Source organism: Kribbella sp. CA-247076 (assembly GCF_050942445.1).
In the GTDB taxonomy this organism is placed as follows: domain Bacteria; phylum Actinomycetota; class Actinomycetes; order Propionibacteriales; family Kribbellaceae; genus Kribbella.
In genome coordinates this window covers 3,807,009-3,827,948 of sequence record NZ_CP192051.1, presented here as the reverse complement: position 1 = coordinate 3,827,948, position 20,940 = coordinate 3,807,009, and the positions used below count along the sequence as shown (strand labels likewise).

At 69.2% G+C, this 20,940-nt stretch carries 22 protein-coding genes and 1 pseudogene; 13 read left to right on the top strand and 10 right to left on the bottom strand.

Going from position 1 to position 20,940, the window contains the following annotated elements; all coding sequences use genetic code 11:
• Window positions 1-245 precede the first annotated feature (245 nt).
• On the top strand, window positions 246-1,196 hold the full coding sequence (locus ACQPYZ_RS18205; RefSeq protein WP_433157088.1) for a small ribosomal subunit Rsm22 family protein: 951 nt from the start codon (window positions 246-248) through the stop codon (window positions 1,194-1,196).
• 56 nt (window positions 1,197-1,252) lie between these two features.
• On the opposite strand, the pseudogene ACQPYZ_RS18200 reads toward ACQPYZ_RS18205, so the two are convergent.
• Window positions 1,253-1,327 (bottom strand): annotated as a pseudogene (locus tag ACQPYZ_RS18200) (hypothetical protein); the annotation flags it as partial.
• 670 nt (window positions 1,328-1,997) lie between these two features.
• Window positions 1,998-2,300 (bottom strand): hypothetical protein, encoded by a 303-nt coding sequence (locus tag ACQPYZ_RS18195; protein WP_433157085.1) that lies wholly within the window; start codon window positions 2,298-2,300, stop codon window positions 1,998-2,000.
• Window positions 2,301-2,379: 79 nt separating this feature from the next.
• On the opposite strand from ACQPYZ_RS18195, the gene ACQPYZ_RS18190 reads away from it, so the two are divergent.
• A complete protein-coding gene (locus ACQPYZ_RS18190) occupies window positions 2,380-3,183 on the top strand; it encodes a MerR family transcriptional regulator (protein WP_433157082.1) in 804 nt (267 codons plus the stop codon).
• Here ACQPYZ_RS18190 and ACQPYZ_RS18185 read toward each other — a convergent pair.
• Window positions 3,167-4,123, bottom strand: coding sequence for a helix-turn-helix domain-containing protein (locus ACQPYZ_RS18185; RefSeq protein WP_433157080.1), 957 nt, complete (start codon window positions 4,121-4,123; stop codon window positions 3,167-3,169). The genes ACQPYZ_RS18190 and ACQPYZ_RS18185 overlap by 17 nt on opposite strands.
• Before the next feature lie 139 nt (window positions 4,124-4,262).
• Between ACQPYZ_RS18185 and ACQPYZ_RS18180 the strand changes: the two genes are divergently transcribed.
• Entirely contained in the window at window positions 4,263-5,054 is a 792-nt protein-coding gene (locus ACQPYZ_RS18180) for an alpha/beta hydrolase (protein ID WP_433157077.1), read from the top strand.
• Window positions 5,055-5,056: 2 nt separating this feature from the next.
• Window positions 5,057-5,830, top strand: coding sequence for an MBL fold metallo-hydrolase (locus ACQPYZ_RS18175; protein ID WP_433157074.1), 774 nt, complete (start codon window positions 5,057-5,059; stop codon window positions 5,828-5,830).
• A gap of 13 nt (window positions 5,831-5,843) precedes the next feature.
• Here ACQPYZ_RS18175 and ACQPYZ_RS18170 read toward each other — a convergent pair whose 3' ends face one another.
• The 3 genes from ACQPYZ_RS18170 to ACQPYZ_RS18160 form a co-directional block, all read right to left on the bottom strand.
• Entirely contained in the window at window positions 5,844-6,929 is a 1,086-nt protein-coding gene (locus ACQPYZ_RS18170) for an epoxide hydrolase family protein (RefSeq protein WP_433157072.1), read from the bottom strand.
• An 84-nt stretch (window positions 6,930-7,013) separates the two neighbouring features.
• Window positions 7,014-7,433 (bottom strand): RidA family protein, encoded by a 420-nt coding sequence (locus ACQPYZ_RS18165; RefSeq protein ID WP_433157069.1) that lies wholly within the window; start codon window positions 7,431-7,433, stop codon window positions 7,014-7,016.
• Between the two features lie 10 nt (window positions 7,434-7,443).
• A complete protein-coding gene (locus ACQPYZ_RS18160) occupies window positions 7,444-7,863 on the bottom strand; it encodes a VOC family protein (protein ID WP_433157066.1) in 420 nt (139 codons plus the stop codon).
• A 99-nt stretch (window positions 7,864-7,962) separates the two neighbouring features.
• On the opposite strand from ACQPYZ_RS18160, the gene ACQPYZ_RS18155 reads away from it, so the two are divergent.
• Window positions 7,963-8,973: a DUF4037 domain-containing protein gene (locus ACQPYZ_RS18155; protein WP_433157063.1), complete on the top strand. Its 1,011-nt coding sequence runs from the start codon at window positions 7,963-7,965 to the stop codon at window positions 8,971-8,973.
• 69 nt (window positions 8,974-9,042) lie between these two features.
• Here the strand turns inward: ACQPYZ_RS18155 and ACQPYZ_RS18150 are convergent, their stop codons facing one another.
• A complete protein-coding gene (locus ACQPYZ_RS18150; protein ID WP_433157061.1) occupies window positions 9,043-10,002 on the bottom strand; it encodes a helix-turn-helix domain-containing protein in 960 nt (319 codons plus the stop codon).
• Between the two features lie 107 nt (window positions 10,003-10,109).
• Here ACQPYZ_RS18150 and ACQPYZ_RS18145 point away from each other — a divergent pair, with 107 nt between their 5' ends.
• The 5 genes from ACQPYZ_RS18145 to ACQPYZ_RS18125 all read left to right on the top strand — a co-directional run bounded on the left by ACQPYZ_RS18145 (window position 10,110) and on the right by ACQPYZ_RS18125 (window position 16,145).
• Complete coding sequence (locus tag ACQPYZ_RS18145; protein WP_433157058.1) at window positions 10,110-11,108, top strand: saccharopine dehydrogenase NADP-binding domain-containing protein; 999 nt, start codon at window positions 10,110-10,112, stop codon at window positions 11,106-11,108.
• Between the two features lie 119 nt (window positions 11,109-11,227).
• Window positions 11,228-12,838 (top strand): hypothetical protein, encoded by a 1,611-nt coding sequence (locus tag ACQPYZ_RS18140; protein WP_433157055.1) that lies wholly within the window; start codon window positions 11,228-11,230, stop codon window positions 12,836-12,838.
• 27 nt (window positions 12,839-12,865) lie between these two features.
• Complete coding sequence (locus tag ACQPYZ_RS18135; RefSeq protein ID WP_433157052.1) at window positions 12,866-13,306, top strand: helix-turn-helix transcriptional regulator; 441 nt, start codon at window positions 12,866-12,868, stop codon at window positions 13,304-13,306.
• Between the two features lie 5 nt (window positions 13,307-13,311).
• Window positions 13,312-13,719, top strand: coding sequence for a VOC family protein (locus ACQPYZ_RS18130; protein WP_433157049.1), 408 nt, complete (start codon window positions 13,312-13,314; stop codon window positions 13,717-13,719).
• A gap of 35 nt (window positions 13,720-13,754) precedes the next feature.
• Window positions 13,755-16,145, top strand: a complete 2,391-nt coding sequence (locus tag ACQPYZ_RS18125) for an ATP-binding cassette domain-containing protein (RefSeq protein WP_433157047.1) — start codon at window positions 13,755-13,757, stop codon at window positions 16,143-16,145.
• Here the strand turns inward: ACQPYZ_RS18125 and ACQPYZ_RS18120 are convergent.
• Complete coding sequence (locus ACQPYZ_RS18120; RefSeq protein WP_433157044.1) at window positions 16,142-17,113, bottom strand: helix-turn-helix transcriptional regulator; 972 nt, start codon at window positions 17,111-17,113, stop codon at window positions 16,142-16,144. The genes ACQPYZ_RS18125 and ACQPYZ_RS18120 overlap by 4 nt on opposite strands.
• 93 nt (window positions 17,114-17,206) lie before the next feature.
• Between ACQPYZ_RS18120 and ACQPYZ_RS18115 the strand changes: the two genes are divergently transcribed.
• Window positions 17,207-17,668 (top strand): VOC family protein, encoded by a 462-nt coding sequence (locus ACQPYZ_RS18115; protein WP_433157041.1) that lies wholly within the window; start codon window positions 17,207-17,209, stop codon window positions 17,666-17,668.
• Window positions 17,669-17,763: 95 nt separating this feature from the next.
• Here ACQPYZ_RS18115 and ACQPYZ_RS18110 read toward each other — a convergent pair whose 3' ends face one another.
• On the bottom strand, window positions 17,764-18,366 hold the full coding sequence (locus ACQPYZ_RS18110; protein WP_433157038.1) for a dihydrofolate reductase family protein: 603 nt from the start codon (window positions 18,364-18,366) through the stop codon (window positions 17,764-17,766).
• Entirely contained in the window at window positions 18,363-19,247 is an 885-nt protein-coding gene (locus ACQPYZ_RS18105) for a metalloregulator ArsR/SmtB family transcription factor (RefSeq protein WP_433157035.1), read from the bottom strand. Before ACQPYZ_RS18105 ends, ACQPYZ_RS18110 begins: the two co-directional genes overlap by 4 nt.
• Before the next feature lie 145 nt (window positions 19,248-19,392).
• Between ACQPYZ_RS18105 and ACQPYZ_RS18100 the strand changes: the two genes are divergently transcribed.
• Both ACQPYZ_RS18100 and ACQPYZ_RS18095 read left to right on the top strand, forming a co-directional pair.
• Complete coding sequence (locus ACQPYZ_RS18100) at window positions 19,393-19,665, top strand: hypothetical protein (protein ID WP_433157032.1); 273 nt, start codon at window positions 19,393-19,395, stop codon at window positions 19,663-19,665.
• 49 nt (window positions 19,666-19,714) lie between these two features.
• Entirely contained in the window at window positions 19,715-20,689 is a 975-nt protein-coding gene (locus ACQPYZ_RS18095) for a hypothetical protein (RefSeq protein ID WP_433157030.1), read from the top strand.
• The last annotated feature ends 251 nt before the right edge of the window (window positions 20,690-20,940 follow it).

The window sequence follows — 20,940 nt, the reverse complement described above, 5'->3', positions numbered from 1 at the left end:
GGTAGGCGTTGGGTCACCTTTAATCGGGGGCACAGAGAGCTGCGGTTCGTTAGAGTGGGGGGCAGCGTCTGCTGAGGAGGTGGGTCATGGCTTGCATGGTTAGCCGGTTCCGTGCCAACCCCCTCCTGTTCGTGTTCTGACTGACGCGTTTCTGGACCGGTTGGTACGTCGCGGCGGAGGCCGCGGGTCCTGCGCGGGGTTTCGCGCGCCCGTACCGACCGAACCGGAGTCCTTCCATGTCCTCAGTGGACGAACAACTGCAGGCTGCCCTGAATCAGGCCCTCGACGGGATCAAGTACGACGTCTTGCGGCAGCGGATCGCCGATTTGTCGGCTCGCTATCGTGGTGAGTGCGTGAGAGATGGCGCGGCCAGCATGGCTGATCGGCTTGATTGTCTTGCGTACGCCGTGTTTCGAATGCCGGCCACGTTCCGCGCGCTGCGGGCGGCCCTGACCGCGGCGGATGCGCACGTTGGTTCATTCAGCAACCATCTCGATCTGGGCGGCGGCACCGGGGCCGGCGCCTGGGCGGCCGCCGATGTGTGGCCGGGGATCTCCACCGAGATCGTCGAGCGGCAACCTGACGCCATCGAGCTAGGCTCGACGCTGCTTGCCAATGGCAACCAGCAGTGGACGCGAGCGGACCTTCGGCGATGGGAGCCGGAACGTCGGGTCGAGCTCGTCACGATCAGCTACGTGCTCGGTGAGCTAACTGCGGCAACCCGCGGCCGAGTCGTCGCCAAGGCGGCGAATACGGCGGACACGGTTGTCGTCGTCGAACCCGGGACGCCGCGCGGGTTCGAGCGGATCCTCGAAGCTCGACGGCAGCTGATCGACCTCGGGATGACGTTCGCCGCGCCGTGTCCGCATGAGCAAGCCTGCCCGCTGGCTGCGAACGACTGGTGTCACTTCGCCGTGCGGGTGCCGCGCAGCGAGCTTCATCGGCTCGCCAAGCACGGCACCCGCAACTACGAGGACGAGAAGTTCAGCTACCTCGTCGCGACCCGCCGGCCCAGCACCTCAGCGACGAACCGGATCATCAACCGCCCGACGCGTCCGAAGGGACGGGTCGTCCTGGATCTCTGTACGGCGGACGGTACGCGTAAGCAACTCGTCGTACCCAAGTCGTCCGAGCAGTTCCGCAGCGCACGAGACGCCACCTGGGGTGACAGCTGGGAAGCCGGTCGGAGGTCGTAGCCGCCGGAGGCCTTGAGGGTCTGCGCGGTGATCCAGGAAGCGTCGGGGGAGGGGAGGAAGGCGATCACCTTGCCCACGCCGTCCGGCTCGCCGATCCGGCCGAGGGCGGTCCGGGCGGCGGGCGGCGGGATCAGCTCCGGGTACTTCGCGAACGCGTCGTCCCCGGGACGCGTACGGGCACGCCCAGGACGACCGCGTTCAGCCGGAAGACCGCGAGCCGATCATGGAGACGGTGATCGAGCGGGTCGCGACCAGGAACGCCGGGCTCGGAGACGCCGGGGGCTAAGTCGCGCGCGTCCGTTCGGCGGGCACTGAACGCCTTGGCGACGTACCTGGCCTGCACCAGTTGCGCACACTTCATGCTCCTGCAGACCGAATACCTGGGCTCGGACTTGGTGTTCGCGAGGGCGGAGCTGCTGGTGTTGACGATCGCACCGCTGTCCGCGAGCGGCGGGTGCAGCGTCTGGTCGAACAGGTCCTCAGTGGTCTCCTCGATCGGTACGGCGTACTGCCCGACGCCTGCGTTGTTGAGAACGTAGACCGGTCTGACCGGTCCGCGAGGGCCGCCGGGACCGCGGTGGCGAACTCCGGGAACGCCTCGCTGCGGCCCGCGGTCGTGGCCGCTACTTGCACGGTCCTGCTCGGACTGTGGAAGGACGGGCTCTGCGACGAGGCGGCCGGCGTAGTCGGGTGGCGGCTCGTGGTCGGTCGGGGGCGGGGTTGTCGAGCAACTGGGCTGTCGGTGTGCGTGCCAGGTGTCGAGGTGTGCGTGACAGGGACTGGCTGCGCGCAACGTCTACTTCAGGGTGCGATGACTAGGTGGGTGATCTGGTTGTTGTCGAGGGTGAAGGTGAAGTTGAGGTCTACGGTGCCGCCGGGGAAGTTGCCCTCGAGGTGGTTCACCGCGACCCAGGTGTTGGCGTCGAGCTGTCGGGTGTCGACCAGCTCGGTGGTGTAGGTGTACTCGCTCGCCGACCGGTCGAGCCAGGCGCGGATCTCGGCGCGACCGCGGTGGGTCTTGCCCTCGTCGGTGACCTCGGCGTGCTCGGCGAAGAGGTCGATGGACGGGGTCGTCAGGTAGGTGGTGATTGTGTTCGGCAACATGTCGTCCACGGTGGCGTCTCTCCCTGGGAGAGGGTCAAGAAGTTGACTCTCTCCCGGGGAGAGGGTGCAGAGTGGCGGGGTGCGGGGAGGTCTGACGATCGGCGAGTTCGCGCAGCTCACCCATCTGAGCGTGCGAACGCTTCGCCGCTACCACGAGAGCGGACTGCTGGAGCCGGCCGCGGTCGATCCGGTCAGCGGGTACCGGTACTACACGACCGGCCAGATCCCGTCCGCGCAGGTGATCCACCGGCTGCGCGAGCTCGACGTACCGCTGGCCGAGGTCGGCAGGATCCTGGCGACGGACGACCCCGGGATGCGCGCCGAGCTGATCGCCGGGCACCTCGACCGGCTCCAGGCCTCGCTGGACCGGACCCGTACGGCGGTCAACTCGCTGCAGCGCCTGCTTCGCCGGGAGACCGGTGAGCTCGCGGTCCACCTCAGGTCCGTGCCGGCCCGGACCGTCGCCGGCATCGCCGCGGTGGTCGACGTGGGCGACGTTCTCGAGTGGTACGACGCTGCCATGGCCGAGCTGGACGCGTCCGTTCACGAGCGGCTCGGTCCGCCGGGCGGGCGCTACGACAACGAGCTGTTCTCGACCGGGCGCGGGGCTGTCCTCGTCTACCGGCCGGCGACCGATCCACCGTCGTACGGCCGGGTGCGGGCGGTCGAACTGCCCGCGGTCGAGCTTGCGACCACCGTCCACCCCGGCACCCACGACGACATCGATGTGACCTACGGGCGGCTGGGCGCCTGGGTCGTGGACCACGCCCTGGCCGTCGACGGTCCGGTGCATGAGACGTACGTCGTCGGACCGCGAGACGACCCGGATCCGTCGAGTTGGCGTACTGAGATCGGTTGGCCGGTCTTCAGGGTCGCTGGTTAGTACGCCGCCAGTCGCGAGGCGTCATGCCGTGCTCCCGGCGGAAGCGGCGGGTGAAGTGACCGGCGTCGAGGAAGCCCCACTCGGCAGCGATCGCCGCGATCGAGCGGTGGCGGTATGCGGGATCGGTGAGCTGCCGGGCGGCGCCTTGGAGACGCTCGGTGATCAGCCACTGCTCGAGGCTGAGTTGCTGCTCGGCGAAGAGCTTGTAGAGGTAGCGGACGGAGATGTTGTGCTCCGCCGCGATCCGCGCCGGCGTCAGCTCTGGATCGGCCAGGTGCTGCCGCGCGTACCAGGTGATGCGGGTGAACAGTACGTCGGCGATCGCGTGCGGACGCCGATCGGCATCGCCCACGGCGGAGGTGAGCAAGGCTCGGACCAGCTGGGTCGTCGCCGTACCGACCAACTCCGCCGGCTGTGTCCCCTGGAGCGCATCGATGACGCCGGGCAACGCCGTCAGGTGGTGCAGCATCAGGTCGTACAGCGGACTACTGGGCAGTCGGTGAGCCGCCGCGCGGACCGTCTCGACGCTCAGCCCGAGATCGGCGAAGTCGATCTGGAACGCCTGCGACGCGCCTTGACCGCTCCAGGCGAACTCGTACGGCGCGGTCAGGTCGACGAGCATGAGTTCACCAGTACGGACCCGCTGATCCGACCCGCTCTGGCTGAAGCGACCCGATCCGATCACCTGGACGGCCAGTGCGAGCCGCTCCGGTCCACCGATCCGCACGTGCTCCGGCGTACGCACGAGCCGGATCCCTGACCCCTCGTTGCGGAAGAGGTCCGGCGTCCCGAGCCGCCAGAAGTCCATCCGCGCGTGCACCTCCCCGTCCGGGTCCTCGTGCTCGATGCGCGACGGCACACTCGCCGACATCATCGCCGAGTAGAACGCCTCCGCCCGGTCCTGCCGCGGCAGCGCGGCGGTGTCCAGCAGCACGGCCATGCCCAACCCCCTCCACCCCTGGAATCTGGTGGGCGAACTGTGCAGACACAGCCCAGATCCGTGCACGCACATCCTACGGAGGACGCCGGATCGGCAGCTACGTTTCCGGCAAACCTGCCGGACGGAAGGACGCGCCACCATGCCTGCTGACACCATCGTGCTGGTTCACGGATTCTGGGTGACACCGCGGAGCTGGGAACACTGGATCACGCACTACGAGGCACGCGGCTTCAAGGTGCTGGCTCCGGCCTATCGCGGGTTCGAGGTGGAGGTGGAGTCGCTGAACGCCGATCCGGGCCCGGTGACGAAGGTGACCGTCCCGGCGATCATCGAGCACCTCGAGACGATCATCCGCGGACTCGACGCGCCGCCGATCATCATCGGCCACTCGGCCGGCGGGGCGTTCACCCAGATCCTGCTCGACCACGGTTTCGGCGCGGCCGGGGTGGCGATGAACTCCGCGCCGACCGAAGGCGTCCGCGTCGTCCCGCTGTCCCAGGTCAAGTCGACGTTCCCGGTGCTGAAGAGCCCGGCGAACCGGCACAAGGCGATCCCGCTGACCTTCGAGCAGTGGAACTACGCGTTCACCAACACGTTCCCCGACGACGAGGCGCGCCGGTTGTACGAGCGCTACGCGATCCCGGCCAGCGGCGCGATCGTCTGGGGCGGCGTACTGGCGAACTTCCAGCCCGGGCACCAGGACACCTGGGTCGACTACAAGAACGACGCCCGGGCGCCGCTGCTGTTCGTCTCCGGCTCCGAGGACCACATCATGCCACCGGAGGTGCAGCGCTCGAACGCGAAGCACTACAAGTCGAACACCGTGACCGAGATCCGGGAGTACGACGGATACGCGCACCTGCTGCCCGCCCAGGACGGCTGGGAACTGATCGCCGACGAGGTGCTGGACTGGGCGCTGGAACACTCGTGAGCGTGGTCCGGTTCACCCACCTCGGCGGCCCGACGACGCTGATCGAGGTCGACGACTGGCGGGTACTGACCGATCCGACGTTCGACCCTCCGGGCCGGAGGTACACGTTCGGGTGGGGTTCGTTCTCGGTGAAGACGACGGGCCCCGCGCTCGGCATCGGCGAGCTGCCGCCGATCGACGTCGTACTGCTGACGCATGATCAGCATGCCGACAATCTCGACGATCTGGGCCGGTCGCTGCTGCCGCGGGTGGAGACCGTGGTGACGACGCAGGCCGGGGCGGCGCGGCTCGGTGGCGGCGCTGTCGGGCTGGCGCCGTGGTCGGTCCACACCGTGAGCCGGCGTGGGCTGCCGCCGGTGTCGATCACGGCGACGCCCTGCCGGCACGGGCCGCCGCTGAGCCGGCGGATCACCGGTGACGTGATCGGGTTCGTGCTGCAGTGGCCGGGTCAGGAGCACGGCGCGTTGTGGGTATCGGGGGACAGCGTGCTGTACGACGGACTCCGCCAGGTCGGCGAACGGTTCGAGATCGGGACTGTCGTGCTGCACCTCGGGGCGGTCCGGTTCGGGGTGACCGGACCGCTGCGCTACACCATGACCGGACGCGACGGCGTCGAGCTCTGCTCGCTCCTGCGCCCGCATACGGTGATCCCCGTCCACTACGAGGGCTGGAGCCACTTCTCCCAGGGCCGATCGGGCATCGAGGAGGCCTTCGCCGGCGCCGACTCCCGACTCCACTGGCTCGAGCTCGGCGTACCTGACTCGGTCGCCGTCTAGTCCTGCTGGAGGTCTAGTCCTGCTGGATTCGGGTGAAGAAGGCCCGGACGTCCTCGGCCAGCAGCTCCGGTTCCTCCAGGGCGGCGAAGTGGCCGCCTCGGTCGAACTCCGACCAGTGCCTGATGTCGTACAGCCGCTCCGCCAGCGTTCGGACCGACTGGGTGATGTCGTGCGGGAAGACGGCGACACCGACGGGCACCGGGCACGGCTCGATCCGGCGCGGCGCATCGTGGTGCAGCCGGCCCGAGGAGGCCGCGGTCGCGGTCAGCCAGTACAGCGAGATGTCGGTCAGCATCCGGTCGTCGCTGATCGGCGACCGCGGATCCGTCCAGTGGGCGAAGCGCTCGGCGATCCAGGCGAGCTGCCCGACCGGCGAGTCCGTGAGCGCGTACCCGATGGTCTGCGGCGTGGTCGCCAGCAGGGCCTGGTACGGCGGCCGGTTCGCCATCAGGTGCTTGATCTTGTCCAACCGCGCCTCGTCGGTCGCGGACAGCTCGAGGTTCGCGTCCGGGTCCGGCCTCGTCGGCAGGTAGTTGACGTGGACGCCGACCACCTGCTCGGGCGCCACCGCGCCGAGGGCCAGCGAGATCCCCGAACCGAAGTCGCCGCCCTGTGCGCCGTACCGCTCGTACCCGAGCCGGCGCATCAGCTCGGCCCAGGCGCGCGCGACCCGGAGGATGTCCCAGTCGCGCTCGTGCGTCGGCCCGGAGAAGCCGTACCCGGGAATCGATGGGACGACCAGGTGGAAGTCACGCGACAGCGGCTCGATCACCTCCAGGAACTCCAGGAACGATCCGGGCCAGCCGTGGGTGAGGATCAACGGCAGCGCGTCCGGCTCCGACGACCGGACGTGCACGAAGTGGATGGTCTGTCCCTCGATCTCGGTGGTGAAGTGCGGGAGCTCGTTGAGCTCGGCCTCGTGCTTGCGCCAGTCGTAGCCGGTGCGCCAGTACTCGGCGAGCTCCTGGAGCCGGGCGAGCGGGAACCCGTAGTCCCACCCGGCGCCGGCGACCTCGTTGGGCCAGCGGGTGCGGGCCAGCCGGTCGGTCAGGTCGTCGAGGTCGGCCTGCGGGATGTCGATGCGGAACGGCGTGATCATGGCCGGTGACTCCAGGGGATCGGTGAACGTTGGTGTGACCAACGATAACAGTAGTCGTTGGGCATACCAATGAATCCCACGGTTCTATGCCGGCTCGCGGAAGCGGTCCGGTGGGATGACCGCGATCGGCACGACCTCGACGAGGAGCTCCGGGACGACGAGACCGGGAACCTGGATGAGGATGCTCGCCGGCGCGGTCGCGGCGGGGAAGAACTCGGCCCGCACCCGCTGGATCGCGGGCAGGTCGGCCCGGTCGAGGAAGTAGATCGTCATACTCACCACGTCGGTCAACCGGCCGCCGGGCTCGGCGAGAATCGCCTGGACATTCTCGAAGCTCTTCCGCAGCTGGACCGCCGCATCGCCCACACCGACGACCACGCTGTCCGCGTCCCACGCGACCTGCCCGGTGACGTGGACGACGTACCCCTCGGGTTGGATGACGCCCTGGTTGAACGCCCGGCCGTTCGGCGCCCAGACTTCCGCCGGATTGAAATGTCTGCCCATCCCACGGAGTCTAGGGATGGCCGACGAGCAGGCAGAACGGATGGCCGGCCGGATCGGCCAGCACGTACAGCGGCTCGTCGGGGTCGGCCGACTGGTCCAGCAGCAGCTCGGCCCCGAGCTCTTCCGCGCGCTGCCGGTGCCGCTGCAGTTCCTGGAACGACGGTACGGCGAAGTCGACATGCAACTGCATCGGTACGTCGTGCGTCGGCCACGTCGACCGGGGCAGCACCTCGACCTGCTGGAACGCCAACTGCCGCCGACCGTCGTCGTCCACCAGCACCAGCCAGTCCGCGTCGTCGACCGCCCCGTCATCCGGCGCCTCGTGCCCAGGCCGGTACTGCCACCCGCACAACTCCCGGTAGAACTCCGCCAACCCACGCACGTCCATCGCGTCGAGCACGGTGTGCATCCGCCGTGGATATCCAGCCACCAGGCCCTCCTTTCGGTTGCCACCAGCATCCAGCAGACGGACGACACGCGCAGGAAATCCGCTCGTGGAACGGCTGCGCGGTCAGGCAGTATCAGGAGGGTGGAGGACGGACGGGGACTCGCTCGGCGGTACTACGACGACGTCGTGGGGCCGTTGATCGGGAGGAAGTGGCCGGGTTTGCCGCACGCCGCCGGGCGGCTCGGCAGCGGGTCCGACGTACTCGGGCTGGACGACGCGACGTCGCGCGACCACGACTGGGGCCTGCGGCTCAGCCTCCTGGTCGACGAGGCGATGGTCGACGAGCTCGACGCCTACCTGGCCGCCGAGTTGCCCGAGACGTACGCCGGGCTGCCGACGCGGTTCCCGTTCACCGGGCAGACCGAGGCGATCCACCACGTCGAGGTGTCGTCGGTGGAGGGCTTCGTCGAGGCTCGGCTCGGCGTCGATCCACGGCGAGGATTGTCGACAATCGACTGGTTGACGATGAGCGGGCAGTCGGTGCTTGAAGTGGTCGGCGGGCCGGTGTTCGTCGATCTGCCCGGGGAGATCACGGCTGTTCGTGAGAGCTTGCAGTGGTACCCGGACGACGTCTGGCGGTACGTCGTGGCCTGCGACTGGTGCCGATTGTCGGAGGAGATGCCGCTGATGAGCCGGGCCGGGGATCTCGGGGACGATCTCGGTTCGCGGGTGATCGCCGCACGGCTGGTCGACGTGGCCATCCACCTGGCGTTCATGATCGAGCGGCGGTGGCCGCCGTACTCGAAATGGCGGGGGACGATGTTCGCGCGACTGCCGTGTGCGCGCGAGGTCGGCGACGCGCTCCGGAAGACGCTGAAGGCCGATCACTGGCGCTACCGGCAGCAGCAGCTCGGGCGGGCGCTCGACCATCTGCTGAACCGGCAGCGCGCGGTCGGCCTGCCGGCGCCCGGGCCGGCGACGGTCGACTTCTGGGACCGTCCGTACCTGCATCCGAACGAGGCGATCATCGACGAGCTCCTGGCCGGCGCGCCCGACCTGCCGCGAGGGCGCGGCAGCGTCGAGCAGCGCACCGACAACGTCGCGGTGCTGGTCGACCCCGCTGCCCGCCGAGCCGCCGTCACCGAGCCGTAGCCGTTCCCGAGCCGTAGCCGTTCGCGAGCCGCCGCATGGCCCTCGCCAGCCGGAGCCGCCGCGGCGGGCTCAGTCGGCGGCCTGGGCGGGTTCGGTCTGGCGGAAGGTGCGGCGGTAGGTGTCGGGTGGGACTGCGACGACGCGTTTGAACTGCCGTCGCAGGGTGGTCGCCGTCCCCATCCCGGTCGCGATCGCGATCGACTCCACACTCCGGTCCGTCGTCTCCAGCAACTCCTGCGCCCGCCGTACGCGCTGGGTCAGCAACCACTGCAGCGGCGTCTGCCCGGTCATCGACCGGAACTGCCGGCCGAGATGCCGTGGACTCGTGTTCGCCCGCCGGGCCATGTCGGTCACGGTCAACGGCTCGTCCAACCGCTCGAGCACCCAGGCGAGCAGCTCCGCGAGCCGATTGTCACCACTCACCTGCACCGGCGTGGATACGAACTGCGCCTGACCGCCCGACCTGTGCGGCGGTACGACGAGCCGCCGCGCGACGCTGTTCGCGATCGTCGCACCGTGATCCAGGTGGATGAGATGAAGGCTGAGGTCCACCGCGGCCGCCTTGCCGGCTGACGTGAGCACGGACCCGTTGTCGGTGTAGAGCACATCCGGGTTGACGATCGCGAGCGGATACCGGGCACTCAACTCCGCCGTGTGCGCCCAGTGCGTGGTCGCCCGTCGTCCGTCGAGCAGTCCGGCCGCCCCCAGCACGAACGCTCCCGTGCACAGCGAGGCGATCCGCGCCCCCGCCTCGTGAGCCGCCCGTACGGCGTCGATCAGCTCGGCCGGCGGGGTTTCGTCGACATCGGCGCACGCCGGCACGATCACGGTGTCGGCGCTGATCAGTCGGTCGAGACCGTGATTGGGCTCGACCGCGAACGGGCCCACCTGGACCGGCCCCGGCCCGCAGAGCTGGACGTTGTACCAGTCGCCCGACGCCTCGACCGGGGGATTGCCGAAGATCTCGTACGCCACGCCGAGCTCGAAGTGGAGCAGGTGGCCGGCGGTGGCCAACGCGACGGTGTGCATGTCCGAAAGTGTACGCATGGTGTCGTTCCGGCCGCTCACATTGTCGGCAATCGGACGAGCAGACTTTCCTACCGAGAGTTGGACGACGAGGTGGAGGAACGGACGAAATGACTGCGGTTGTGGTCTACGGAGCGACCGGGCACACCGGACGGTTCGTGGTCGCCGAGCTGGCCGAGCGCGGCTTCACCCCGATCCCGGCCGGGCGCCGGTCAGCCGGGCGCAGCTCGGCCGGGCGCCGGTCGGTTCGCGACGGGATGCGGACGGCCTCGGTGGACGACCCGACAGCCCTGGACCGGGCGCTCGACGGTGCGGCCGCCGTCGTCAACACCGCTGGCCCGTTCGCCTTGACGGCGGGCCCGGTCATCGAGGCGGCCCTGCGCGCCGGGATCCCGTACGTCGACGTCGCCGCCGAGATCGAGGCGAACGCGTCGACGTTCGCCGACTACGCGCAGGCCGCGACGCCGATCGTGCCGGCGATGGCGTTCTACGGCGGGTTGGGCGATCTGCTCGTGACGGCGGCGCTGGGGGAAGGGAGGCGGGCCGACGCCGTACAGGTCGCCTATGGCTTGAGCAGTTGGCACCCGACGGCGGGCACGCGCGTGGCGGGGCAGGTGTCGCACGCTCGGCGGGGCGGCCGTCGGGTGCGCTTCCGCAACGGAGCGCTGGAGTATCACGACGACCAGCCGACGCAGCTGGACTGGAAGTTCCCGGAGCCGTTGGGGGAGCAGCCGGTGATCGCCGAGTTCAGCATGGCCGACGTGGTCACGGTGCCCAGCCATGTCGACGTACCGGACGTGCGCAGCTACATGACCGCGGTTGCTGCCGGTGACCTGGCGGATCCGGACACGCCGGCGCCGGAGCCGGGCGGGGATGCGGACCAGGCGTTCGTCGTTGACGTGCGGGTGCGCGTTGACGGTGTGGAGCGGCGGGCGATCGCGCGGGGCCGGGACATCTACGCAGTCACGGCGCCGCTCGCGGTCGAGGCCGTACGGCGGTTGGTCGCCGGCGAGACCCGGGCGACAGGGGTGGCGTCGGCCGGGGCGATGTTCGACGCGGCGGACTTCCTGCATGCGTTGGCACCGCACATCACCGTCGAGCTTCCCTGACCCAGACCGGGAGGGGCCCGGTGACGGCGCCGTGATCGAGGTGCCGGGGCGGCCCGGCTGCGAGACGATGTGAGTCTCCGTGCAGCACGTTCCGCCCACGTCAGCTGGAGGCCGCCCCCATGCAGCTCGACCGTCGCGACTTTCTCCGGGTGAGCGGCGCCGCCGCACTCGCCGGCACCGCCCTCACCGCCCTCACCGCCCACGCCATGCCAGCAGCCTCCGCACAGAACACCAGATTCCCCGCTCGCACCTCGGGAATCGACTACACCGCGCGCAGAACGTTCGACGACTGGGACCGGCTGTTCCAGCAAGGTGGACCCGGTCAGCCGGACCAGCCGAACGACAACACCAACGCCGACGGCCGGTCCGGCATGCTCGCCTGGAGCCAGTCGTACGTCCTGCTCGGCCTGGTCCGCATGTACGAGACCTACCGGGACACCTACTACCTCGACCGGTTGATCGACAACGTCGACCAGGTCCTGGCGGTCCGCGACCGCGAGCGCGGCGTGACCGACTACCGCGGCCTGTCGCTGCCGGCCTGGCGCGCCGACCACCCGTACACCACCGGTTACACGACCCTTGCCGACAGCAACGGCAACCCGCTACTCGAGCTTCGCCAGGCGCTCCCGTACGCCGAGGACACCACGGTGACCCTGACCGCCGGATCAACCCCCGAGGCGTTCACGGTGACGCTCGTCAACACCCAGGTCAACCGGACAGCGACGCACACCGACCTCACCATGGATCCAGCCAGCCCCGACTACGCGGTCAGCCGGATCTACGCGGCCGCACCCGGTCCGCTGCAGCTGACGGCGCGTGCCGTCGCCGGCGGCGGTGTGCCGGTAGCAGGCGAGTTCCCGATGCGGACCAAGGCGGTGATCTTCGCCGTCCACACCGGCATGATCACGTACCCGATCGCGAGCTTCGTCCGGCTGGTATACGGCTCACCGGTGCTCCGGCGACGGTACCGGTCGAAGGCGGCCGAGTACCTGACCGCGTGCCGCGAGGCGGTCGCCGTACACGACTGGGAGTACCAGGCAGCTACCGGTCACCTGATCTGGCCGAAGGAACAGCCGCTCGCGTACGACGGGTGTGAGCAACCGATCAACCAGACGCTCGGACTCGGACAGACCCTGGTCGAGCTCGCGCTCGCCACCGGAGACCGCGGCTATCGGCGGAAGGTCGCGTCGATGGCGAGGATGTTCTCCGGGCAACTGGCGGTGGACGCCGGCGACGCGTACCAGTGGCGGTACTGGCCGATGGGTGGGCGTCTGTACGACGGGTTCACCAAGACCGGGTCGCCGGAGACCGACGTCTCGGTGTTCACGCCGTCCGGCGGACCGGCCCGGCAGTTCGAGGACATCAGCCACGGCGCGATCGACGTCGAGTTCGCCGTACGGGCGTTCCGCGCGCGCCTGGGGTTCACCGGCCTGGACATGGCTCGGCTCGCCCGGACGTACACCCAGAACGTCGCCTCGACCGATCCCGACGGCCTCCCGGTCATCCACACGACGGTCGCCGGCACGACCCTCGGCGGGCCGTCGGTCGCCCACCAGGCCCCACGCTGGATGCAGGCGACCCCGTGGGACCCGGCCGTTCACGAGCACTGCCTCGCGCTCTACGACCGCTACCAACCCACGCCCGAACGCGACGGTCAGCAAGCCATCGGCTTCGGCTGGTTACTGGCCAACACGGCGTACCTGAACTGGGGAGCGCGCTACCGCCGGTGACGGCCGCGGGCATGGCATGATCTGGGGGTGGCTGGGGTGAAGGATCTGCGCGACTTGGCGCTGCTGCGGCGGGTGAAGGACCGGATCGACCGGGAGTACGCGCAGCCGCTCGACGTCGAGGCGCTGGCCCGTGGGGTGAACATGTCGGCGGGTCATCTCAGCCGGCAGTTCAAGCTCGCGTACGGCGAGGCGCCGTACAGCTACCTGATGACGCGGCGGATCGAACGGGCGATGGCGCTGCTGCGGATGAACGAGCTGAGCGTGACCGAGGTCTGCTTCGCGGTCGGGTGCTCGTCGCTCGGGACGTTCAGCACCCGGTTCACCGAGCTGGTCGGCGTACCGCCGAGTGTGTACCGGGAGCAGGAGGAGGCTCGGTCGACCAACGGCATCCCCGCCTGCATGGCCAAACAGGTGACCAGACCGATCAGGAATCGAGAAGCGCCGCCCGGCGCCCGCCAACTAGCGTGAGCGCCATGGACCTCAGAATTCAGCAGACCTACCTGCCGCACAACGACCCGGACGCCGCCGTCGCCTTCTACCGCGACGTCCTCGGCTTCGAGATCCGCATGGACGTCGGGTACGAGGGCATGCGCTGGATCACCGTCGGCCCGCCCGGCCAGGACGTGGCGATCGTGCTCTACCCGCCGGAGGCGACCCCGGGCCTGACCGACGACGAGCGCCGAGCGGTCGTCGAGATGATGGCCAAGGGCACCTATGCCAGCATCAACCTCGGCACCCCCGACCTGGACGCCGCCTTCGCCAAGATCGAGGCCACCAACGCCGAGGTCGTCCAGGAGCCGACCGACCAGCCGTACGGCGTCCGCGACTGCGCCTTCCGCGACCCCGCCGGCAACATGATCCGGATCGCCCAGGCCGGCTGACGCCGGATCCCCGTACACCCCAGAGGGAGACCACGATGACCAAGGCCACGACCCGGAAGACCCCGTCGTCGTCCGCCGTGCATGCCGCCGACAGCCACGACCTGATCCGCGTCCAGGGTGCTCGCGAGAACAACCTGAAGGACGTCAGCGTCGAGCTGCCGAAGCGCCGGCTGACGGTCTTCACCGGGGTCTCCGGCTCGGGCAAGAGCTCGCTGGTGTTCGGCACGATCGCCGCGGAGTCGCAGCGGATGATCAACGAGACCTACAGCGCGTTCCTGCAGGGCTTCATGCCGAACCTGAACCGCCCCGAGGTCGACGTCCTCGAGGGCCTGACGACGGCGATCATCGTGGACCAGGAGCGGATGGGCGCGAACCCCCGCTCGACCGTCGGTACGGCGACCGACGCGAACGCCATGCTGCGGATCCTGTTCAGCCGGCTCGGGAAGCCGCACGTCGGGCCGCCGACGGCGTACTCGTTCAACGTCCCGAAGCGGACCGCGACCGGCTCGATGGTCGCCGACAAGGGCGCCGGCGAGAAGACCGTGGTCCGCAACGCCGTCTACCACGGCGGCATGTGCCCGAAGTGCGAGGGCATGGGGTCGGTCAACGACTTCGACCTGACCGCGCTGTACGACGAGAACAAGTCGCTCAACGAGGGCGCGCTGACCATCCCCGGCTACAGCATGGACGGCTGGTACGGCCGGATCTTCCGCGGCTCCGGCTACTTCAACCCGGACAAGCCGATCAAGAAGTACACCAAGAAGGAACTGCACGACCTGCTGCACCGGGAGCCGACCAAGATCAAGGTCGAGGGCATCAACCTGACCTACAGCGGCATCATCCCGGCGATCCAGAAGTCGTTCCTGTCCAAGGACGTCGAGGCGATGCAGCCGCACATCCGCGCGTTCGTCGAGCGGGCGGTCACGTTCACCACCTGCCCGGACTGCGGCGGCACCCGGCTCAGCCAGGAGGCGCTGTCGTCGAAGATCCAGGGCAAGAACATCGCCGACCTGTGCCAGATGCAGATCAGCGACCTGGCCGACTGGATCCGCAAGCTCGACGAGCCGTCGGTCGCACCGCTGCTGGCCGGGCTGCAGCACCTGCTCGACTCGTTCGCGGAGATCGGGCTCGGCTACCTCTCCCTCGACCGTCCGGCCGGCACGCTGTCCGGCGGTGAGGCGCAGCGGACCAAGATGATCCGGCACCTCGGGTCGTCGCTGACCGACGTCACCTACGTGTTCGACGAGCCGACGATCGGCCTGCACCCGCACGACATCGAGCGGATGAACAACCTGCTGCTGCAGTTGCGCGACAAGGGCAACACCGTGCTCGTCGTCGAGCACAAGCCGGAGACGATCGCGATCGCCGACCACGTCGTCGACCTCGGCCCGGGCGCCGGCTCCGCGGGCGGCACGGTCTGCTACGAGGGCGACCTGGCCGGGTTGCGGAAGAGCGACACGACCACCGGCCGCCACCTCGACGACCGCGCCAAGCTGAAGGAGTCGGTGCGCGAGTCGACCGGTAAGCTCGAGGTCCGCGGCGCGTCCACGAACAACCTCCGCAAGGTGAACGTCGACATCCCGCTCGGGATGCTGTGCGTCGTCACCGGGGTCGCCGGGTCCGGTAAGAGCTCGCTGATCCACGGCTCGGTCGCCGGTCGCGAGGGCGTCGTGGTGATCGACCAAGGCGCGATCCGCGGTTCGCGCCGCAGCAACCCGGCGACGTACACCGGCCTCCTGGACCCGATCCGCAAGGCGTTCGCGAAGGCCAACGGGGTCAAGCCGGCGCTGTTCAGCTCGAACTCCGAAGGTGCCTGCCCGACCTGCAACGGCGCCGGCATCATCTACACCGATCTGGGCGTGATGGCCACGGTCGAGGCGACCTGCGAGGAGTGCGAGGGCCGGCGCTTCCAGGCGTCCGTGCTCGAGTACACGTTCGGCGGCCGCAACATCGCCGAAGTACTCGCGATGTCGGTCGGCGAGGCGGAGGAGTTCTTCGAGGACGGCGACGCACGGACGCCGGCCGCGCACAAGATCCTGGACCGGATGGCCGACGTCGGGCTCGGGTACCTCACCCTCGGCCAGCCGCTGACGACGCTATCCGGCGGTGAGCGGCAGCGGCTGAAGCTGGCGACCCAGATGGCCGAGAAGGGTGACGTCTACATTCTCGACGAGCCGACCACCGGTCTGCACCTGGCCGACGTCGAGCAACTCCTCGGCCTGCTCGACCGCCTCGTCGAGTCCGGCAAGTCGGTCATCGTCATCGAGCACCACCAGGCCGTCATGGCCCACGCCGACTGGATCATCGACCTCGGCCCCGGCGCCGGCCACGACGGCGGCAAGATCGTCTTCGAAGGCACCCCCACCGACCTCGTAGCCAAGAAATCAACCCTCACCGCCCAACACCTCGCGGCGTACGTCGCCTAAGCCGTCCCGGCCGCGGCGAGCAGCCGGTCCGCGAGGGCCTGGCAGCGGGTTCGGAGGTCGGGTGGGTCGAGGATCTCGAAGGGGTGGCCCAGGAGGGTTACGTGCATCAGGACGAAGTCGAGGTTGGCGGCGCCGCTGAGGAGTTCGCAGTGGTCGGGGCCTTGTGGTTGGACGACGGCTGCTGAGGCCGGGACCTGGGCGCGGACGGTGTCGGCCGGGGCGTGGATGCGGAAGCGGGCCTGTCGGGAGTAGACGCGGGTGGACACGCTTTCCTGGACGTACGTGGCCGCGTCGGGCGCCTCGCGTGGGCGGAAATGCCAGGTCCGCATGGACGCGTCGGTGACCCGGTCGAGGCGGAAGGTGCGCCAGTCCTCGCGGTCGAGGTCGTAGGCAAACAGGTACCACCGCCGGTCCGAGGCGACCAGTCGGTACGGCTCGACCCGGCGGCGCCGTACGTCGTCCCCGGTTGGGTAGTCGAAGGTGAGCTCGACCGCGTCGCGGCAGGCACGGGCCAGGGTCATCAGTACGTCGGCGTCGACCGACGTACGGCCGCCGCCGAAGGTCTCCACCGAGCCGGACAGCGCCCGTACCTCGTGCCGGAGCCGGGTCGGCAGCACCCGGTCGAGCTTGGTCAGCGCCCGGACCGCGGCGTCGCCGGCGCCCTCGACCGCGCCACCCGCACCCGCGAGCAGGGAGACGGCCGTCGCGATCGCTTCCTCGTCGTCGAGCAGCAAGGGCGGCAGATCCTGACCGGGTCCCAGTTGGTAACCGCCGCCGACACCCTGGCTCGCGTGCACCTGGTAGCCGAGCGTCCGCAGTCGCTCGACATCACGCCGTACGGTCCGCGGGGTGACGCCGAGCCGATCGGCGAGCTCGGTGCCGGTCCAGACCTGGCGCTGCTGCAGGAGCCCGAGCAGGGTGAGAACACGTTCCGTCGTACCGCGTTCGTCGTCCGTACCGTTCACCATGGCGTCCACTGTGACAGAGATTGCGGACCGATCCTGTCCGCTAGCCGTGGAACAGTGACAGCAGGTCGAAACCACACGAAACGGAGTACTCCGATGAGCCGCACCATCCAGGTCACCTTCGACGCCCACGACCCGAAGGCGCTGTCGACGTTCTGGCGCGACGTGCTGGGTTACGTCCACCCCGGTCCGCCCGGGGTCGAGGTGCCGGCCGGCGTCGACCCGCTGGACGCGTGGGACGAGTTCCTCGAGAAGTCCGGCGTACCGGTGGACCAGCGGAACACCGCGTCCGCGCTCGAGGACCCCGACGGCGACGGGCCGCGGATCTTCTTCCAGCAGGTGCCGGAGGACAAGGTCGCCAAGAACCGCGTCCACCTCGACGTCCGCGCGGCCCCCGGCCTCGAGGGCGACGACCGGATGGCCGCGCTCGAGGCCGAGTGCGACCGGCTGGTCGCACTGGGCGCGAAGCGCATCCAGCGCTTCGAGCCAGCGCCACCGCTGAGCCTGGGGACGATCGTGATGAACGACCCCGAAGGCAACGAGTTCTGCCTGGACTGAGCTCGGCCGCCTCGAGCCGACGCCGGCCGCCGGGAGCTGAGGTCAGTCGCCTCGAGCTGAGGCCGGCGGCCAAGAGGGGGCGGCTGGACCTGAGGTCAGTCGCGGACGCGGTCGTAGACCAGGGCGAGGGCGCCTTCCTCGCCGCTCGACTGGGTGGCCAGCTTCCACTGGCTCTCGGGCAGGCCGTCCTCGAACAGGCGCGGCCCGGCGCCGAGGAAGATCGGGAAGATCATCAGCGCGAGGCGGTCGACCTTGTCGGCCGCCAGCAACGCCTTGATCACGCTGGCGCTGTTGAACACCACGATGTCGCCGCCGTCGGTCGCCTTGAGCTCGTCCACCGCGTCGGCAGTAGGTTTGTTGACAATCGACGTACGCTCCCAGGGCGCGTCCGTCAGCGTGGACGACAGCACGACTTTCTCGGTGGCGACCAGCCACTTCGCGAACGCCTCGTCGCGCGAGTCGACGCCGTCGGTGCCGATGATGGTGGGCCAGTAGCCCATGAAGCCTTCCGCGTTCAGCCGGCCGAGCAGTGCGGTCGTGGACGGTGTCCAGAGGCTGGTCATGTGATCCCGGGCGACGTCGGTGACGGCGTACGGGAGGACCCAGCCCATGTCGTTGGCCTCGGGCTTGGCGTAGTGGCCGTCGATCGAGAAGTTCATCGCGGCGACGACGCGGCGGCCGTTGGTCTGGTCAGTCATTTCGTGCTCCTCACATCAGATGTGTTCTGCTCGTCGGTGGTCTGGTCTTCGGTGTTCTGGGCTCCGGCGGCGAGGATCGCCGCCAGGTTGTCGAGCGTCTGGCCGAAGCCGGTCTCTATGCCGGCGATGAAGTCCGCGGAGTCGACCGTGCTGTCCGTGATCCGGTAGACGACGTCGAGCTCCGTGCCCGCGTGGGACTGCGGGCCGGACGGGCGCAGGTCGAGCTCCACGTGCGAAGTGAAGGCGACGCTGCCGTCGGGAAGCGTGGGGGAGAGGTGGTAGGAGAGGCGCTCTCCCGCGCGTACGTCGTCCACGGCGCCTTCTCCACGCCCGGCAACCTGGTCCGAGTTGTCGGCGTCCTCGGCGTCGCGGTACTCCAGCACGATCCGCCCACCCGGGTGCGCCTCGAAGACGAGCTCGGACACGCGGAGATCGTTCGGCGTCCACCAGCCGGCCAGCAGCTCGGGCTCGGTCAGGTGCCGCCAGACCGCTTCCGGAGCGGCCGGTAGCGACCGATGAAATCTGAACAAGCGTCCGTCGGCCCACCCCGCCTTCTCCGCAGCCAGCCGCTCCGCGTCAAGACTCATCGCGTGCCGGTCGAACGTCTCGCGCGAACCGCTGTCCACCGCGTCGGCGAGCTGGGTCAGCGCGTCGGCCAACTCGCGCAGGGGGGCGGACTGCAACGCGTAGATCCGCCGCTGCCCGGTCCGCTGCGACACCACCACACCGGCCCGCTCCAGCGTCTGCAGATGCTTCGTCGTCTGCGGCTGCCGCGCACCGGCCAACTGCGCCAGCACGCCCACCGACCGAGGCCGCTCGGCCAGCAACCCCACCAACCGCCACCGAGCCGAGTCAGCCAACGCACTCAACAGTCCGTCCATAACCTCGATTATTCACGGCCACGAATATTCGTGTCAAGGAATAGCTTGAGCGATCCATCGCGGTCGGGCTCAGCGTTGACTTCAACAAACGTTGAGGTTCTAGGGTCGTGGACCGACAGCCGACTGCGACGTACGAGGAGCTGCCATGATCGTCACCATCGCCAGAGTTGCCGACCCGGATCGCTTCCTGGAGGTGTTCGAGACCATCGGAACGCAGAAGCGGCGGGAGCACGGCTGCCGGAGCGCCCGGGTCTACTTCGACCCCGACGACCCGCACCGGGCATGGTCCGTTTTCGACTGGGATCCGGAGGACTACGAGAAGTTCCTCGCCGACCCCGAGATCCCGGCTATCGCCCGCGAACTCGGCATCGTGGCGCCGCCCGTGCACGCCGTCGCTGCGACCGAGCTCGACGCCTGATCATGCCGGGGGAGAGGACTCGCCACGAGGCGGCCTCTAGAGTGACCGAGTGGGACTGCGTACTCGTGGGGTGTCGTACACCTCGGGCATTCACCCGGTCGATGAAGTACGGCGGATCATGCGCGTGATCCACCACGACCTGTCGTGTACGAGCGTGATGCTCATCGACACCGAGGTCGACAGCCTGATGGAAGTCGCCCGGATCGCGCTCGACGAAGGCCTCGACGTGGTGGTCCGTCCCCATCTGCCGGACGCGCGGGCGGGCGCGGTGCTCGAGCACCTGCGAGCGATGGCTCTCGCCGCCGAGAAGCTGCGGGCGTCGTACCCGAGCAGGGTGACTCTGCTGGTCGGTACGGAGTTCTCGCTGACGGCTCGTGGCATCGTTCCTGGACCGCATCAGATGGTGCGTCTGCCCTTGATCCTGCGCGCCAGACCGCTGCTGCGCCGCCGCATCACGCGGAGGGTCAATCGACTCCTGACTGCCGCGGCAGCAGTAGCCCGCGAACACTTCCACGGTCCCGTGGGCTACGGCGCGGCGATGTGGGAGGACGTGGACCACACCCCGTTCGACTTCGTCGGAGTGAACCTCTACCGCGCCGGCACAGACACCGAGGGCTATCGCCGGCGAGTCCGCGAGCTGGTCACGTCGGCCGGCAAACCGGTCGTCATCACCGAGTTCGGCTGCGGAGCCCAGGTCGGCGGGGACCTCCGCGGCCCAGGGTCGTTCCTGGTCGTCAACTGGTTCGCCGACCCGCCCAGGATCAAGGACGGACATGTCCGTGACGAGGCGGTCCAAGCGTCGTACCTGACCGACCTGATCGACCTGTACGCCGCCGAGGGCGTCGACGGCTGTTTCGCCTTCACCTTCTGCATGCCCGACTTCCCACACCGCCCGGACGACCCGACCCACGACCTCGACCTGGCCGGCTTCGGCCTGGTCGCCGTCCCACCCGACGACCCCTCCAACTGGCAACCAAAACAGGCTTTCCACGCCCTCGCCCAGAAGTACGCCGCACTGCGGTAATCCGCTGGCGCTCGCGGCCGTCCACCTGTCAGCGTGCCACCTATGGCCGAAATCGTGGTGCCGCTGACGGTCCGGGCTCTGACACGGGACGACTTGCCTGCGTGCGGGTGGTACGGGCCGGCGACGGCTCTTGCGTACGTCGCCGAAGCGATCGAACGCGCCGATCGCGGTGAGGTCGACTACCTCGCGGTCTGCCCGCCGTCCGGCCTGCCAGTGGCCCTTGGGGGAGCCGACTACTGGGCCGAGTTGGG